The sequence below is a fragment of the Bradyrhizobium sp. NP1 genome, from assembly GCF_030378205.1.
Lineage (GTDB): Bacteria > Pseudomonadota > Alphaproteobacteria > Rhizobiales > Xanthobacteraceae > Bradyrhizobium.
Genome location: NZ_CP127385.1, coordinates 1,404,882 through 1,420,442 on the forward strand (window position 1 = coordinate 1,404,882; position 15,561 = coordinate 1,420,442).

Below are 15,561 nucleotides of genomic sequence, written 5' to 3' on the forward strand. Positions count from 1 at the left end.
TCCGCCCCTTGCGCCTTTCGCCGTTTCGCCGGCCCGTTCAAGGTCTTTCACTCGCGCAGCCGCGCAAACGCCTGGTCGAGCTTTTGCGTGGCGTCCGCGAGTTTTGCCAGCGTCGCATCGAGCCAGGCGCGGTCGGCCGCCAGCCGCTCGCCGGCTGCCTTGAGCATCCGCGCCACCTCCGCCGGCTGCGGTCCGCCCAGCCCCTTGCTGGCGGCGACCATGTTCTCCGCCGTCAGCGCGCGGCGGAACGCGTCCTCGCTCAGCGGCAGTTTCGGATCAAGCTTCGCGCCCGCTGCGATTTCGGCGTAGATGCGCTGCGCCTCGGCGTAAGGAATCTGGCTTGCATGCAGATGATGTCCTCGGCCGTAATTGACGAGCTCGGATGCGAAATGGTGTCCGATGCGGAACGGCACGTCGGCGTCGCGCTGCAGCGTATCGGCGAGCTCGGTCGTGGTCGAATAATCGCCATTGACCTCCTCCAGCGCGCGTTCGGGCCGAAAGCGAAGGTTGCGGATGAGGGCGTCGGCATGCGCGAAGAGCGCGGCCATGTCGCGCAGGATCGTGTCGGGATATTCCTTCGGATTGCCAAAATCCTTGTAGTCGCTCATGCGCGGCTCGACATTGTGCGCGATCACTACGAAGGTCGTGGCCTCCCCGATCAGCGTGGAAGCCTCCCCGCGCAGCCGCACCAGCCCGCTCGGATTGCGCTTCTGCGGCATGATGCTGGAGACGCCGGTCTCGTTGCCCTCGCTGAGAACGATCCATGGCTCGGTCTGGGCGTATTGCGCGGTGACGTCGGCGATCAGGGCACCGAGCGTCAGCGCGGCGGACGTTGCAAGTCCTGCGATCTCAGCGCCGCCGTCGATGGGGGAGATCTGATTGGCATCGAGTGAATTTTCCACCGGCGCATCGAAGCCGAGGAGGTCCGCAAGCCGCGGACGATCGACCGGGAAACTCGAGGTCGCGAGCGCCGCCGCGCCGAGCGGCGACCGGTTGAGGCGCCCCCAGGCTTCGCGCATCCGCGCCGCCTGCCGGTCCAGCGCATTCATGTAGGCCGATGCATAGTGCCCGAGCGTGATCGGCTGCGCCTGCACGCCCCAGGTATAGGCCGGCATGATCGCGTCCGGTGCCTGCGCGGCCAGCGCCAGGACTGCCTCCCGCATTCCGTTCAATGTCCCGAACGCGGCGAGGAAATCGTCGCGCGTGATCAGCCGCTGCGTGGTCGAGCCGATATCCTGCCGGCTTCGCCCCGAATGCAGGCGGCTGATATCGGGGCCGCCCACCGCCATCAGGTCCTGCTCCACCTTGAGATAGTCGCCGGAACGCGCGGCGCCTGGCCGGTCGCCTGTCGCCTCGACGCGGGTGATGGCCTCGAAGAACTTCGCGCCGAGCGGTTTTGGAACGATTCCCCGCTCCACCAGCATCACGGCGGAGGCCTTGTTGATTTCCGACAGCCAGAAGAAGCGGTCGCGGGGCGCGGCTGACGTGGCGTTCGCCTGGGCGATCACAAGCGTGACGCCGGCGATCGCGAGCGTAACGCCCATGGTGATCCCCTTGGTGGTCCCCTTGGCGATCCCGATGGCGATCCCGATGCGCTGGATGTACGACAAGGCAGGTCTCCCTTCAGTTTCTTGTTCCTTGGCCGGATCATAGCCTGCCGCCGACCCGCAGGGCAGCCATGAGCGCGCTCCATTGCGCGCCTCGCTCATCTTTGGTCTCCTGAAATCCCCGGACCGCGAGCGGCCGGGCGCGGCGGAGGAAACGAATGAAGAACCGCATCACCGGGCGATCGGCGTTCCTGGCGCTGCTCAAGGACGAGGGCATCACGCATCTGTTCGGCAATCCCGGCACCACCGAACTGCCGATCATGCACGCGCTGAAGGACCACCCCGACCTCACCTATGTGATGGCGATGCAGGAAAGCCTGGTGGTGGCGATCGCCGATGGCTACAGCCGCGCCTCGGGCCGGCTGGTCGCCTGCAACGTCCATGTCGCGCCCGGCCTCGGCAACGCCATGGGCTCGCTCTACAACGCCAGCTTCACGGGCACGCCGATGATCCTCACCGCCGGCCAGCAGGAGCAGGGCCACGGCCTGATGGAGCCGGTGCTCTATGGCCCGCTGTTGCAGATGGCCGAGCCGCTGGTGAAATGGGCGGTCGAGGTGACGCGGCTGGAGGATCTGCCGCGCATCGTGCGCCGCGCCGCCAAGGTCGCGACCACGCCGCCGACGGGACCGGTGTTCATCTCGCTGCCGGGCGATATCCTCAATTCGGAAGCCGGCATCGATCTCGGCCGTTCCACCCGCGTCGACACGCGGGTGCGGCCGTCGGACGAAGCCTTGCAGGCGCTCGCCCAGCGCATCCTGAAAGCGCGGGCGCCGGTCATCATCACCGGTGACGAAATCGTCAAGAGCGACGCGCTCAAGGAGGCGGCCGCCTTCGCCGAAGCGCTCGGCGCGCCGGCCTATCAATGCTCGACGCCCTATGGCGCCCACTTCCTCTCCGAGAGCCCGTGCTTCATGGGCGCGCTGTCGCGCCTGCAGAAGCAGGTGCGCGAGCTGCTCTCGCCGCACGACCTCCTGATCGTGCTCGGCGCCGATCCCTTGCGCATGTCGGTCTACAGCGAGGTCGATCCGTTGCCCGAGGGGCTCTCGATCGCGCAGGTCGGTCTCGCCGAATGGGACATCGCCAAGAACTATGCAGCCGAGATCGCGCTGAAGGCCGACGTCAGGGAGACGCTGAAGGCGCTCGTGCCCGCGCTCAAGGCCGCCGGTGGCGCCGCGCTCGAGGCGCGCGCGAAGCAAAACCTCGCCGAGTTGGCGCCGAAGAACTGGAGCGCGAAGCGCAAGGCGCTGGTCGAGCAGATTCTCAAGGCAAAGGACAAGGCGCCGATCGATCCGGATTTCCTGGCGCTGCAGGTGGTCGAGGCGATGCCCGACGACGCCATCCTGGTCGACGAGGGGCTGACCTCGTCGCGGCACATGATCGCGCTTCGCCCGCATCGCGAGCGCTACGGCTATCACGGGCTCGCCTCGGGCGGCATCGGCTGGGGACTGCCGGCGTCCGTCGGTGTCAGCCTCGCCAACCACGGCCGGCCGGTCGTGTGCTACACCGGCGACGGCAGCGCGATGTATTCGATCCAGGCGCTGTGGACCGCGGCGCACCACAAGCTGCCGCTCAACGTCGTGATCGTCAACAACGGCGGCTACCGCATCATCAAGCAGCGGCTGCTCTCCTTCCATGGCGACGACAACTACGTCGGCATGGATTTTGTCGATCCGCCGGTCGACTATTCCGGCCTCGCGAGATCGCTCGGGCTCGAGGCGATCCGCATCACGGCGCCCGGAGAGCTGAAGGCGAAACTGTCCGATGCGTTCAGTCGTCCCGGCGCCAAGCTGATCGAGATTGTGGTGGACGGAACGGTTTAGCACCGCACCGTTGATCGTCGCGGGGTCAGCCGACCGGCGCCATGCCACCAGATGTGGCATCGCCTCAAGACGCAGCGAGCGAGGAGGACACCGACGCGTTTCCGCCGTCCAGGCTGTACTACGATAACCGCTCTCGCGAGCGATCATCTCAGCCAACCGGTCCGGGGACCCAATAGTCGCCGAAAAGCGGCTTAACGCTTACGCGATAAATCACCCCGAGCTGCAGCGTTGGATCGAAATAGCGCATCGTCCGCTCATTGAGGTCAATGATGCGGCCAGGCACTAGCGGCCCCACGTCATTTATCTTGACGATGACCTTCTTGCCTACAGCCTCAACGAGGGCATACTTCGGCCTCGCGCCATATTGGACCCCACCAAATTTCTGACGCAAGTTCGTTTTGATGGCAGCCGCCCAGACAGAGGGATCATAACGCTCGCCGGAGGCGGTGTTCGGGCCGCCCTCCCGGCATCCGGGCCGGAACGGGTTGTACATGGATGCGGCGCCAACGATCGCATCCCCCGAAGCTTCATTGACGACGGCGCTTGAATGAACTGTATCGATTTCACTTCGAGCAACGGTAACGGAAACGCCAAGCGCAACTAGGGCGCCGCAAATTGCGGCGCTCGAGCGAAACAGCATCATAACTCCTCGACTGATTTTTTTTGGATTGTTTCGGTTCCCGATGCCGCAAAAGATGGTCAAGCGAACGCGGAGGCGTTGACGAACTTGCGCCAGCTTTTTGCGGATTCGCGCCAATCCTGGCGACGGAACCGGTGAGGGAACCAGGGTGGTCCCTCGCACAGTGTTCTTAGTTCTCACCGTCTAAGACAGAGATTGCGTCAGCAGCTTGACTGAACGGAGCCTTGGATAGGGCGAGAGTCGGAGCAAACGTCTGATGTTCGCCACGGGCCAAAATCGGCAATGCTCTGAGCGGAAAATTTCAGCTCAGCCCCGAAAGCCGACATCTGCGCCCTTATGAGTACGTGCCAGGTTCACGTGTCGGATCGCGATATTCCTCGTCTCAGGGTAACGAGTCCGCCCACGAGCCGACCCAGAACGACCGGGCCGAACAAGCAGGCGGCGATCACAGGCCAATGCACCACAAGGAAGACCGTGGTGCCGGTGCACGAAGTGTCGGCCGTCAGATGGCAATGAAGCCGCCAGGCCGCGCGCCAGGTTTCATCTCGGGACGCGAGCCAGCCTGCGATCACGATCCAGACGATCGAAGCGGCAACGCCGAGACGCATCATGGGCAGGGCTGCCTGTACATGGTTTGCGAGAAGCGGGACTGATTTGCCCGACGGGCAAATCACGCGAAAGCCTGTCCAGCCTTCGCGCGAAAAATATATCGCTTGAGCCGTCGGGCAAATCATCTTCCGCGCGAAGCGCGCCCTTGCCCACCCCGAGGACTGTCATCGATTCAGATTTCGGACAGAGCAGCTTCCCGAAAGCGACGGACCAGATCGATGTCCTTGGCATGCGATCCCTCACGATCCGTTCTTGTCTTGGAGTCGACCCCGGCAGGCCCGACCGCGCGGATTGCATCTCGGACGTTGTCGGGTCCGAGGCCGCCTGCCAGGATCACCGGCACGCGAACCAACTCAACGATGCGGCGGCTGATGCGCCAGTCATGTATGACACCGAGCGCCCCGATTTGATTGTCGAGCGCGCGGTAGCTATCCAGCAGGATGAAGTCCGCGATACCGTCATAACTCTGCGCAATACCGATGCTTTCCTCACCGGTCACGGGCACGCTCCGCATGATTTGGATTGTCGGCAGCCTGCGCTTGAGCGCTGTAACATCCGCTGGCGAAAGGAGGTCAGCGCTGGCCCCAAGGTGAATGATCGAAGGCCGGAGCTTAAGAGCCCACGCCTCAATCATGCGGGTGTTTGCTGTGAGGAAGAGGGCGGAAAACTTGGTCGGCGCTAATATTGCTCGAGCCACTTTCTTTGCTGCCGCGAGAGGCAACTCGCGCGGAAATTGTCCATCCCCGACGAGGACGCCGGCATGATCTATTCCCAAAGACGAAATCGAGCGAGCTTCGTCAGCCGTTGAGATTTCGTATATTTGTGTGAGCACGCAGAATGCCTTCCTTCGACAATCGCGCAGGACGTCGCTGGCGTCATCCGTTCCGGGATCGCGCTATCCGTCTTGCGAGGGTAACGAGTCCCCAGCCCATAAGCCAGCCCACGGCGACAGGGGCGAACAAGACGAGCGCGATCACAGGCCAATGCACCACAAGGAAAACTGTGTCGACGCATGCCGGGTGAGTCGTCAGATGGCAATAGAGCCTCAAGGCAGCGGTCCAGGTTTCGTTTCGGGACGCGAGCAGGCCCGCTACCATGACCCAGACCACCGAAGCTGCGACGCCGAGACGTATCATCTGTTTGCTGCTCTGCATGAGTCCGAAGGCGCGACTGATTTGCCCGACGGGCACGCCGGCGAAAAACCTGTCCAGCCTTCGCGCGAAAAATATATCGCTTGAGCCGTCGGGCAAATCATCTTTACAACCCCGCGCCGTCCGGCCTCGGCAAGAGGGGCGTACGCGTCGTCACGAACGCGAGACCGGATGCGATGGATGTGATGGCGTCGCAAGACGAGCGGCGTTCACTTGCATACGGCGAAGTCGTGTGGTCCTGGCATCCCGACGCTGATGCCAAGTTCGCGAGAGGCAAGCTCTCGCTGATGACGGTGGCAAGAAAGCCCGGTCACCGGGGAGAGCACGAAGGAAACCGTTAAAACCATCGCGCAGGGAAGGCCGGATGATGAGGCCAAGCCTGTGGTGACTAACTCGTGTGCTTTTTTCGTTGCACGCGAGGCTGCGGGTGCGGCCAGCGCCCGGCTTTCCCTGCGCCCTCTGTCTTCGAGGGACGAAGCTTCTGCATCACTCGGGCGCGAAACGCGTCGCGGGAATGCGGAGGTGTATCCTCTCGGCTGTTTGACAATCGAATCGATCCAGGCATGCCACGCATTCATTTGTCATCGCCCGCCAACGGGTCGCGCGAATGCGCGCCCGATGACAGGCTCCGGCGGGCGATCCAGTAAGCCGCGCCCTGTTGGCTCAAGCCTTGACGTCTCTGGAATACTGGGTCGCCCGGTCAAGCCGGGCGACGACACCTGAGAACACTACCTTGGCGCCTTCGCCTTCACCCGATATTGCGCCGCCGGATGCGGCGCGGACAGCCGGGCGCGTCCCGCGCCGAACAGTTTTTCGCGCAAGGTGCCCTGCGCATATTCCGTCTTGTAGCGGCCGCGCCTGGTCAATTCCGGCACCAGCATGTCCGCGATATCCTCGAAGTCGCCGGGCGAGACCGCAAACGGCATGTTGAGGCCGTCGACATCGGTCGCCTCGAACCAGGCCTCGATCGCATCCGCGACCTTCTCCGGCGTGCCGACGACCACAGGCCCGATGCCGCCGATCCCGACATGCTCGGCGACCTCGCGCACCGTCCACACCCGGTCCGGATCGGCGCGGGTGATGTTGTCCATCGCCGAGCGCCCGGCATCGTTCGTCACATGACGCACCTCCTGGTCGAGCGCGTAGGTCGAGAAATCGACGCCGGTCCAGCCCGCCATCAGCGCCAGCGCGCCTTCCGCGCTGATGTGCTTGCGATAGTCCTCATATTTCGCCTTGGCTTCGGCTTCGCTGCGCCCGAGGATCACCGTGAACATGGAAAACATCAGGATCTCGGCCGGGTTGCGGCCGGCCTTCGCGGCAAGCTCGCGAATTCCGGCGACGCGCGGCGCGATCACCTTCGCCGACGGGCCCGACATGAACACGCATTCGGCGTGTTGCGCCGCGAACTGCCTTCCGCGCGGCGAGGTGCCGGCCTGGTACAGCACCGGCGTGCGCTGCGGCGATGGCTCGCTCAGATGAATGGCGTCGAGCCGGTAGTTCGCGCCCTCGTGCAGGACGCGATGCACCTTTGCAGGATCGGCGAAGATGCCGCGGGCGCGGTCGCGGATCGCGGCGTCATCCTCCCAGCTTCCTTCCCAGAGCTTGTAGACCACCTCCATATATTCGTCCGCGATGTCGTAGCGATCGTCATGGGCGGTCTGCTTGTCCTTGCCAGCGCCGCGCGCGGCGCTGTCGAGATAGCCGGTGACGACGTTCCAGCCGATCCGCCCCTCGGTGAGGTGATCCAGCGTCGACATCCGCCGCGCGAACGGATAGGGCGGCTCGAAGGAGAGATTGGAGGTGACGCCGAAGCCGAGATGCTTCGTGGCCGCGGCCATCGCCGAGATCAGGAGCAGCGGCTCGTTGGCCGGCGTCTGCGTCGCGTTGCGCAGCGCGGCCTCGGGGCCGCCGCCATAGACGTCATAGACGCCGAGCACGTCGGCAAGGAAAAGCCCGTCGAAGCGGCCGCGCTCCAGCGTCCTTGCCAGATCAAGCCAGTAGGGCAGGCGGTTGTATTCACTGGTGCGGTCGCGCGGATGCGTCCACAGCCCCGGCGACTGGTGCGCCACGCAGTTCATGGCAAAGGCGTTGAGCCGGATTTCCTTCTTCATGGCGGGTCCGCGATTGAGCTGCTATCGGCCGGCCTGCCTGAACGGCAGTTCGGAGCCCTGCGGCGGCAGCACATGAGCGACGTTCAGGGTCATCGAGACGACGTCGTAGTAGCCGTTGACCGCGACCAGGTCCATCACGCCCTGCTCGCCGAATTTGTCCACCGCCTTCTGGTAGATCGCCTCGTCGACGCCGTGGTCGCGGCGCAGTTGCGTGGTGAATTCCCACACGATCGCCTCGTCGTCCTTCATGTTGTCCGGTTTCCGCCCGGCGCCGATCGCGGCGACGATTGTCGGATCGAGGCCCGCCTTGATCGCGAGCGGCGCGTGCGCGTACCACTCATATTGCGAGCCCCAATATTGGGCGGTCATGATGATCGCCATCTCGTTGACGCGCTTGTCGAGCGAGGTGTCGAAGCGGATATATTCGCCGACCTTCTGCAGGCGGTCGGCAAGTTTCGGGCTGCGCAGCCAGGCGTTGAACGGCCCGTTCATCGACTTGCGGGGGCCGGACATGATGGCGTCAGCGACGCTGCGCTGGTCCGGCGTCATCTTGTCCAGCGGGATCTGCGCCATGCGCTCGCTCGTCAGCGCCATCGCCGAACCCGCAAGCAGAATGGACATCGCAGCGATGCGCAGCGCGGTTTTCATGGATCGTCTCCCTGTCTTTCGCCCGGTCTCGCCGCCGGGCTGGAGGCGAATTGTTTCACTCGTTGCGGTTTTCGCAAGTCAATTTCCGGTTGTCTGACCCACTTCCCGCATGCGGCGGTTCTCGCTAGGGTGAGCGCGGGCCCGGACCATCGACCAACGAAAAAGGAAAAAGCATGAGCAGGGCGGATGCGATTGCCGAGGCGCAAGAGGCGCTTCGATCCGGCGAATTCCTCGGGGAACTCGGGCGCCGGGTCGCCTACCGGACCGAAAGCCAGAATGCCGAGCGCGCCGGCGCGCTGCGCGCCTATCTCGAGCAAGAGCTGAAGCCCGCTTTCACCGAACTCGGCTTTGGCAGCCGTGTGGTCGAATCCCCGAGCGGCAAGGCGCCCTTCCTCATTGCCGAGCGCATTGAAAGCGAGGGCGTGCCGACGGTCCTGATGTACGGCCATGGCGACGTCGTCGACGGCATGGCCGGCGAATGGCGCGACAACCTCGATCCCTTCAAGCTGACGCCGAAGGGAAACCGCGTCTATGGCCGCGGCACCGCCGACAACAAGGGCCAGCACTCGATCAACCTCGCAGCGCTGCGCGCGGTCAGGAAGGCGCGTGGCGGCCGGCTCGGCTTCAACGCCAAATTCATCATCGAGATGGGGGAGGAGATCGGCTCGCCCGACCTCAACGCGGTCTGCGGCGCGCTGCGCCAGGAGCTCGCCGCCGACCTGTTCCTCGGCTCCGACGGGCCGCGGCTTGCGGCCGAGCGGCCGACCATCTTTCTCGGCTGCCGCGGCGGCTTGCGGATCCATCTCGACGTGACCTTGCGCGAGGGCGCGCATCATTCCGGCAATTGGGGCGGCGTGCTCGCCAATCCCGCGACCATTCTGGCGAACGCGATCGCAACCCTGGTCGACGGCCGCGGCCGCCTCAAGCTCGAGGCGTTGAAGCCGCCGAGGCTTTCGAACCAGATCAGGGCCACCCTTGCCGACGTGAAGGTCGAGCCCTCGGAAGGCGAGCCGGAGCTGGCGGAGAACTGGGGCGAGGAGGGCCTCTCCGCCGCCGAGCGGCTCTATGCCTGGAACACGCTCGAAGTGCTGGCGATGTCGTCAGGCAACATCGAAAAGCCCGCCAACGCCATTCCGGGTCATGCGCGGGCCGTGTTGCAGCTGCGCTTCGTGGTCGGCACCAGGGTCGAGCAGGCCGTCAAGGCCGTGCGCGCGCATCTCGATGCGCACGGCTTTCCGATGGTCGCGGTCAAGGCGACGCAAAGCTTTGCCGCCTCGCGCACCGATTTCGACAGCCCCTGGATCCGATGGGCGGCGGACTCGGTCCGGCAGACCACGGGGAAGGCGCCGGCGGTGCTGCCGAACTTCGGCGGCTCGCTGCCCAACGACGTGTTCTCCGACACGCTCAAGCTGCCGACGATCTGGGTGCCGCATTCCTATCCGGGCTGCTCGCAGCATGCACCCGACGAGCACATCCTGCTTGATGTCACCGAGGAGGCGCTCGGCATCATGGCCGGGCTGTTCTGGGATCTCGGCGAGATGAAGCGGCCGCGCTAGCGGCGGAAGGAAGCGACCATGGCGATCTCCGCGCAGGCCGAGTCATCTGTAGTCCACGAGGGAGGGCGCAAGAACGTCGCCCGGCTGATCGTCGCGACCTCGCTCGGCAACGCGCTCGAATGGTTCGACATCTCGGTCTACGGCTATTTCGCGGTCTACGTCTCCAAGGCGTTCTTCCCGGCGAACGATCCGACCACGTCGCTGCTCCTGACCTTCGGCACCTTCGGGCTTTCCTTCCTGATCCGGCCGATCGGCGGCGTCATGTTGGGAGCCTACGCCGATCGCCACGGCCGCAAGGCCTCGCTGATGGTCTCGATCGCGATGATGACCGTGGGGACACTGGCGGTCGCGCTGATGCCGACCTATGCCAGCATCGGCGTGCTAGCGCCGATCGCGGTCATCGTCGCCCGCCTGGTGCAGGGCTTTTCGGCCGGCGGGGAGTTCGGCTCGTCGACCGCGTTCCTGGTTGAGCACATGCCGGGGCGGCGCGGCTTTGTCGCGAGCTGGCAGTTCGCGAGCCAGGGCGTGAGCGGTCTGCTCGGCTCGGGGTTCGGCGCGCTGCTCACGATGATGATGGCGCCCGCCGATCTGGAAGCCTGGGGCTGGCGCATTCCATTTTTGTTCGGCGTCCTGATCGGGCCGGTCGGCCTCTACATCCGCAACCATGTCGAGGACGCCACCGCGCCGCCGGCGGCCAAAGGGGACTCGCCGGTGCGCGAGGTTCTCCTGCGGCAGAAGTTGCGCGTGATCCTTGCGATCGGCGCGCTCGCGATCTCGACCGCCGTGAACTACCTGATCGTCTACATGCCGACCTATGTGGTGAAGACGCTCAACTTGCCGCCCACGGTCGGTTTCGTCGCCGCCTTCGCGTCCGGGGTATCCGTCACGCTGCTGACACCGCTTGCCGGCATCGTCTCCGATCGTGTCGGGCGCACGACGCACATGATCGCGATCGCCATTGTGCTGCTGGTCACGCTGTTCCCGGTGTTCCTGCTGCTGACAGGCCATCCGACGCCGACCATCATCGTGCTCGCGGTGCTGCTGCTCGGCACGCTGAAGGCGCTCTATTTCGGGCCGCTGGCGGCGCTGATGTCGGAACTGTTTCCGCCGGCGACGCGCGCCACCGGGCTCGGCCTCAGTTACAACATCGGCGTCACCCTGTTCGGCGGCATGGGGCCGGCGACCATGACATGGCTCGGTGGCTTCGCCCTGATCGGGGAGCTGGCGCCGGGCTATTACCTGACCGCGGTCTGCGTCCTGAGCCTGTGGGCGCTGGTGGCGATCCGCCTGCGCAGGGCGGACGCGGACGGCTGATGCGAGGTGCGGCAGCCTGCGTCCAAAGACGGCTTGCGGGGGCCTTGGGTTCGGGCCATCATGGGACGGCGAAAAGGAATTTTTTCGCTCAATTGCCGGTAGTGCCCTTTGGGATGCCTGTTTGACGCCGATGACGCCAGCTCCAGCCGACGCCGCCGTGCTGCAAGCATTTGCCGCTATCCCTGCGCTGCTCGACGCGACGCCGGCGCTGGTTGTGCGCGGCAGGATGCTTGATTGCGACTGCCTGCTCGGCCTGATCGACCATCCGTTCCACGCTTCGATCCGGCAGGGACGGATCGTCGAACTCGTGCCGGCCCCTCGCCTGATGCGTTCCTGGCGTTTCGCCTATCGCGCAACCCCGCAAGCCTGGGCCGAATATTGGCAAGCGATGCCGCGCCCCGGCTGGCACGATTTGTTCGCGCTGACCAAGCGCCAGCAGGCTGTCCTGGAAGGCGACCTGCACCCGTTCATGGCGCATCTGCAATATTTCAAGGACGTGCTGGCGCTGCCGCGCCGCTCCTTTGCGACGGTGGCGGCATGAGCGGCGCGATCGAGCCGATCGTCGGCCGGTATCTCCATGTCGATATCGGCGGGGAGGCGCATCGCATCTATTTCGAGGAGAACGGCGCGGGCATCCCGCTGCTCTGCCTGCACACCGCGGGCTCGGACGGAAGGCAGTGGCGCCATCTGCTCGTCGATGCCGAATTCGCGAAGAGCTTTCGTATCATCGCCTTCGATCTGCCCTGGCACGGCAAGTCCAATCCGCCTGCAAGCTGGGAGGACGGGGAATACCGGCTCACCACCGCGCGCTACACCGAGATCATTCTGGCGTTCTGCAGCGCCTTGAGCCTCGACAAGCCCGTGGTGATGGGCTGCTCGATCGGCGGTCGTATCGTGCTCAACCTCGCGATCGCGCATGCGGCGAAATTCCGCGCGCTGATCGGGCTCGAGGCCGCCGATTTCCAGACGCCGTGGTACGACACCGCCTGGCTCAACCGTCCCGACATCCACGGCGGCGAGGTCTGTGCCGCGCTGGTTTCCGGGCTGATGGCGCCGCAGAGCCCGCAAGCCTCGCGCGAGGAGACGCTGTGGACCTACAGGCAGAGCGGGCCCGGCGTCTTCAAGGGCGACCTTTATTTCTACCGCGTCGACGGCGATCTGCGCGATCACGTCGCGACGATCGACACCGCCCGCTGCCCGCTTTATCTCCTGACCGGCGAATACGACTTTTCCTGCACGCCTGACGACACGACGCGCACCGCGGCGTCGATTCCAGGCGCACGCGTCACCATCATGGAAAAGCTCGGGCATTTTCCGATGAGCGAGAACCCGGAGCAGTTCCGCCGCTACATCGCGCCGGTGCTGACCGAGATAGCGAAACAATCGATTTCTTCCAGGCAAGGAGTAAACGCATGAACCGCAACCATCTGTTTGGTGTCGCGCTCGCTTTAGCATTCGCCGCCGGACAGGCCGGCGCCGAGGAGCTGACCGGGACCTTGAAGAACATCAAGGATACCGGCGCGATCACGCTCGGCTATCGCGATTCTTCCATTCCCTTCTCCTATCTCGACGACAACCAGAAGCCGGTCGGCTTCGCGATGGACATCTGCTACAAGATCGTCGACGCCGTGAAGAAGGAGCTCAAGCTCGACAAGCTCGAGGTCAAGCTCAACCCGGTGACGTCATCGACCCGCATCCCGCTGCTCGCCAACGGCACCGTCGACCTCGAATGCGGCTCGACCACCAACAACGCCGAGCGGCAGAAGCAGATCGCCTTCACCAACACGCATTTCCTCACTGCAAGCCGCTACGTCTCCAAGAAGGCGAGCGGCATCAAGTCGATCGACGACCTCAAGGGCAAGTCGGTGGTCTCGACCGCAGGAACCACCAACATCAAGCAGCTCACCGAGGCGAACTTCGCGCGCGGGCTGAACGTCAACATCATTCCGGCCAAGGACCATGCAGAAGCCTTCCTGATGGTCGAGACCGACCGCGCCGTGGCCTTCGTGATGGACGATATCCTGCTCGCAAGCCTGGTTGCGGGTTCGAAGGATCCCGCCACCTACGTCATCTCGACCGACGCGTTCTCCAAGCCGGAGCCTTACGGCATCATGCTGCGCAAGGACGATCCTTCGTTCAAGAAGGTGGTCGATGCCGCGACCGCTGCGCTCTACACCAGCGGCGAGGGACAGAAGCTTTACGACAAATGGTTCACCCAGAAGATTCCGCCGAAGGGCCTGAACCTCAACGCGCCGATCTCGCCGGAGCTGAAGGCCGAATTCGCAAAACCCTCGGACTCCCCCGATCCGGAGTCCTACAAGGCGATGTGAGCGGCCCGGCGTTGTGGGCAGGGGAAGAACGACAATGAAGCATTTGCGACTAGTCGGATTCGCGCTCGCCGCCGCGCTCTGCGCGGCGCCGGCTGGCGCCGAGGAGTTGACGGGGACGCTGAAGAGCATCAAGGACACCGGCGTGATCACGCTCGGCTACCGGGACGCCTCGATTCCCTTTTCCTTTCTCGACGACGACCAGAAACCGATCGGCTTCGCGATGGACATCTGCCACGCCATCGTCGATGCCGTGAAGCGGGAGCTCAAGCTGGACAAGCTCGAAGTCCGGCTCAACCAGGTGACCTCGTCGACCCGCATTCCGCTGCTCGCCAACGGCACCATCGATCTCGAATGCGGCTCGACCACCAACAATCCCGAACGCTGGAAGCAGGTTGCCTTCACCAACACCCATTTCCTGACCGCGAGCCGCTTCGTCTCCAAGAAGGCCAGCAACATCAGCTCGATCGACGATCTGAAGGGCAAGTCGGTGGTTTCGCCGTCCGGCACCGTCAACATCAAGCAGCTCATCGAAGTGAACGCCGCACGCAAGCTGAACATCAACATCATTCCCGCCAAGGACTATGCCGAGGCCTTTCTGATGGTCGAGACCGATCGCGCGGTGGCTTGCGTGATGGACGATATCCTGTTGGCCGGCCATGTCGCATGGTCGAAGGACCCGGCCGCCTATGTCATCTCGACTGACGCGTTCTCCAGGCCGGAACCCTATGGAATCATGCTGCGCCGGGACGATCCGGCCTTCAAGAAGGTCGTCGATGCGGCGACCGCCGCGCTCTACACCAGCGGCGAGGGGCAGAAGCTCTATGACAAGTGGTTCACCCGCCAGATTCCGCCCAAGGGACTGAACCTCAACACGCCGATCTCGCCGGAGCTGAAGGGCGAATTCGCAAAACCCTCGGACTCGCCCGATCCCGACAGCTACAAGGCGATGTGACGGCCGGATCGGCGGGTCGCGAAAGTCCGGGACAATGGCCCGGGCATTGCATGGGCTGCTTGTTACCGTAGCAACAGCGAAGGACGTTCAGTGAACTATCACTGGAACTGGCACATCTTCCTCGAGCCGGCGCCGAGCGGCGGCGGCACCTATCTCGACATGTTGCTGTCGGGACTGGTCGTGACCATCGAGACCTCGCTGTTCGCCTGGGTCATCGCGCTGGTATCCGGCTCTGTCGTCGGCGTGCTCAGGACGCTGCCGTCGAAGACCGCCAATGTGATCGGCTTCTGCTATGTCGAGTTCTTCCGCAACATGCCGCTCCTGGTGCAGCTCTTTCTGTGGTTCTTCGTGCTGCCGGAACTGCTGCCGCGCGCCTGGGGGCTGTGGCTGAAGCAGGTGCCGCATGCGCCGTTCTACACCGCCGCGATCGGCATCGGGCTGTTCATGTCGGCGCGCGTCGCCGAGCAGCTGCGCGCCGGCATCAACTCGCTGCCGCGCGGCCAGAAGATGGCGGCGACCGCGCTCGGCCTGACCACGGCGCAATCCTACATCTATGTGCTGCTGCCGATCGCGTTCCGCATCATCCTGCCGCCGCTGACCTCCGAATTCCTCTCCACCATCAAGAACACCGCGGTCGCGATCACCATCGGCCTGATCGAGCTCACGGGCGAGGCGCGCTCGATGCAGGAATTTTCCTTCCAGGTGTTCGAGGCCTTCACGGCGGCGACCCTGATGTATCTGGCGATCAATATCGTCGTCGTCACCGCGATGCGCCTGCTCGAGCGGCGCGTCGCGATCCCAGGCTATATCGCGGGGAAGTGAC

The 15,561-nt window shown here is 64.4% G+C and carries 14 protein-coding genes; 8 read left to right on the plus strand and 6 right to left on the minus strand.

Annotation, left to right across the window (positions count from 1 at the left end):
* Positions 1-47 precede the first annotated feature (47 nt).
* Positions 48-1,709, minus strand: a complete 1,662-nt coding sequence (locus QOU61_RS06695) for a lyase family protein (protein WP_289657328.1) — start codon at positions 1,707-1,709, stop codon at positions 48-50.
* 56 nt (positions 1,710-1,765) lie between these two features.
* Between QOU61_RS06695 and QOU61_RS06700 the strand changes: the two genes are divergently transcribed.
* On the plus strand, positions 1,766-3,427 hold the full coding sequence (locus tag QOU61_RS06700; protein ID WP_289657329.1) for a thiamine pyrophosphate-binding protein: 1,662 nt from the start codon (positions 1,766-1,768) through the stop codon (positions 3,425-3,427).
* A gap of 148 nt (positions 3,428-3,575) precedes the next feature.
* On the opposite strand, the gene QOU61_RS06705 is transcribed toward QOU61_RS06700, so the two are convergent.
* The 5 genes from QOU61_RS06705 to QOU61_RS06725 form a co-directional block, all read right to left on the minus strand.
* On the minus strand, positions 3,576-4,070 hold the full coding sequence (locus tag QOU61_RS06705; protein WP_354142516.1) for an RlpA-like double-psi beta-barrel domain-containing protein: 495 nt from the start codon (positions 4,068-4,070) through the stop codon (positions 3,576-3,578).
* Positions 4,071-4,420: 350 nt separating this feature from the next.
* On the minus strand, positions 4,421-4,678 hold the full coding sequence (locus QOU61_RS06710; protein WP_289657331.1) for a hypothetical protein: 258 nt from the start codon (positions 4,676-4,678) through the stop codon (positions 4,421-4,423).
* A 170-nt stretch (positions 4,679-4,848) separates the two neighbouring features.
* A complete protein-coding gene (locus QOU61_RS06715; RefSeq protein WP_289657332.1) occupies positions 4,849-5,508 on the minus strand; it encodes a phosphoribosylanthranilate isomerase in 660 nt (219 codons plus the stop codon).
* A 1,047-nt stretch (positions 5,509-6,555) separates the two neighbouring features.
* Positions 6,556-7,938, minus strand: a complete 1,383-nt coding sequence (locus QOU61_RS06720) for an LLM class flavin-dependent oxidoreductase (RefSeq protein ID WP_289657333.1) — start codon at positions 7,936-7,938, stop codon at positions 6,556-6,558.
* A 21-nt stretch (positions 7,939-7,959) separates the two neighbouring features.
* Entirely contained in the window at positions 7,960-8,586 is a 627-nt protein-coding gene (locus QOU61_RS06725) for a carboxymuconolactone decarboxylase family protein (protein WP_289657334.1), read from the minus strand.
* 173 nt (positions 8,587-8,759) lie between these two features.
* Between QOU61_RS06725 and QOU61_RS06730 the strand changes: the two genes are divergently transcribed.
* From QOU61_RS06730 to QOU61_RS06760, 7 genes are all read left to right on the plus strand, one after another.
* Positions 8,760-10,142, plus strand: a complete 1,383-nt coding sequence (locus QOU61_RS06730; RefSeq protein ID WP_289657335.1) for a M20 family metallopeptidase — start codon at positions 8,760-8,762, stop codon at positions 10,140-10,142.
* A gap of 18 nt (positions 10,143-10,160) precedes the next feature.
* Positions 10,161-11,456: an MFS transporter gene (locus QOU61_RS06735; protein ID WP_289657336.1), complete on the plus strand. Its 1,296-nt coding sequence runs from the start codon at positions 10,161-10,163 to the stop codon at positions 11,454-11,456.
* A 130-nt stretch (positions 11,457-11,586) separates the two neighbouring features.
* The gene (locus QOU61_RS06740; RefSeq protein WP_289657337.1) at positions 11,587-11,997 is read left to right on the plus strand and encodes a hypothetical protein; all 411 of its coding nucleotides are present in this window, start codon (positions 11,587-11,589) and stop codon (positions 11,995-11,997) included.
* Positions 11,994-12,872, plus strand: coding sequence for an alpha/beta fold hydrolase (locus tag QOU61_RS06745; RefSeq protein ID WP_289657338.1), 879 nt, complete (start codon positions 11,994-11,996; stop codon positions 12,870-12,872). The genes QOU61_RS06740 and QOU61_RS06745 overlap by 4 nt, the downstream gene beginning before the upstream one ends.
* On the plus strand, positions 12,869-13,786 hold the full coding sequence (locus tag QOU61_RS06750) for an amino acid ABC transporter substrate-binding protein (protein WP_289657339.1): 918 nt from the start codon (positions 12,869-12,871) through the stop codon (positions 13,784-13,786). Before QOU61_RS06745 ends, QOU61_RS06750 begins: the two co-directional genes overlap by 4 nt.
* A gap of 34 nt (positions 13,787-13,820) precedes the next feature.
* Positions 13,821-14,738, plus strand: coding sequence for an amino acid ABC transporter substrate-binding protein (locus QOU61_RS06755; protein WP_289657340.1), 918 nt, complete (start codon positions 13,821-13,823; stop codon positions 14,736-14,738).
* Between the two features lie 90 nt (positions 14,739-14,828).
* A complete protein-coding gene (locus QOU61_RS06760; protein ID WP_289657341.1) occupies positions 14,829-15,560 on the plus strand; it encodes an amino acid ABC transporter permease in 732 nt (243 codons plus the stop codon).
* The last annotated feature ends 1 nt before the right edge of the window (position 15,561 follow it).

Excerpts from the sequence above, each read along its gene's own strand:
- QOU61_RS06695 (WP_289657328.1), bottom strand. The coding sequence starts at position 1,709 with ATGAGCGAGGCGCGCAATGGAGCGCGCTCATGGCTGCCCTGCGGGTCG.
- QOU61_RS06700 (WP_289657329.1), top strand. The coding sequence starts at position 1,766 with ATGAAGAACCGCATCACCGGGCGATCGGCGTTCCTGGCGCTGCTCAAG.
- QOU61_RS06705 (WP_354142516.1), bottom strand. The coding sequence starts at position 4,070 with ATGATGCTGTTTCGCTCGAGCGCCGCAATTTGCGGCGCCCTAGTTGCG.
- QOU61_RS06710 (WP_289657331.1), bottom strand. The coding sequence starts at position 4,678 with ATGATGCGTCTCGGCGTTGCCGCTTCGATCGTCTGGATCGTGATCGCA.
- QOU61_RS06720 (WP_289657333.1), bottom strand. The coding sequence starts at position 7,938 with ATGAAGAAGGAAATCCGGCTCAACGCCTTTGCCATGAACTGCGTGGCG.
- QOU61_RS06725 (WP_289657334.1), bottom strand. The coding sequence starts at position 8,586 with ATGAAAACCGCGCTGCGCATCGCTGCGATGTCCATTCTGCTTGCGGGT.
- QOU61_RS06730 (WP_289657335.1), top strand. The coding sequence starts at position 8,760 with ATGAGCAGGGCGGATGCGATTGCCGAGGCGCAAGAGGCGCTTCGATCC.
- QOU61_RS06735 (WP_289657336.1), top strand. The coding sequence starts at position 10,161 with ATGGCGATCTCCGCGCAGGCCGAGTCATCTGTAGTCCACGAGGGAGGG.
- QOU61_RS06740 (WP_289657337.1), top strand. The coding sequence starts at position 11,587 with ATGACGCCAGCTCCAGCCGACGCCGCCGTGCTGCAAGCATTTGCCGCT.
- QOU61_RS06745 (WP_289657338.1), top strand. The coding sequence starts at position 11,994 with ATGAGCGGCGCGATCGAGCCGATCGTCGGCCGGTATCTCCATGTCGAT.
- QOU61_RS06750 (WP_289657339.1), top strand. The coding sequence starts at position 12,869 with ATGAACCGCAACCATCTGTTTGGTGTCGCGCTCGCTTTAGCATTCGCC.
- QOU61_RS06755 (WP_289657340.1), top strand. The coding sequence starts at position 13,821 with ATGAAGCATTTGCGACTAGTCGGATTCGCGCTCGCCGCCGCGCTCTGC.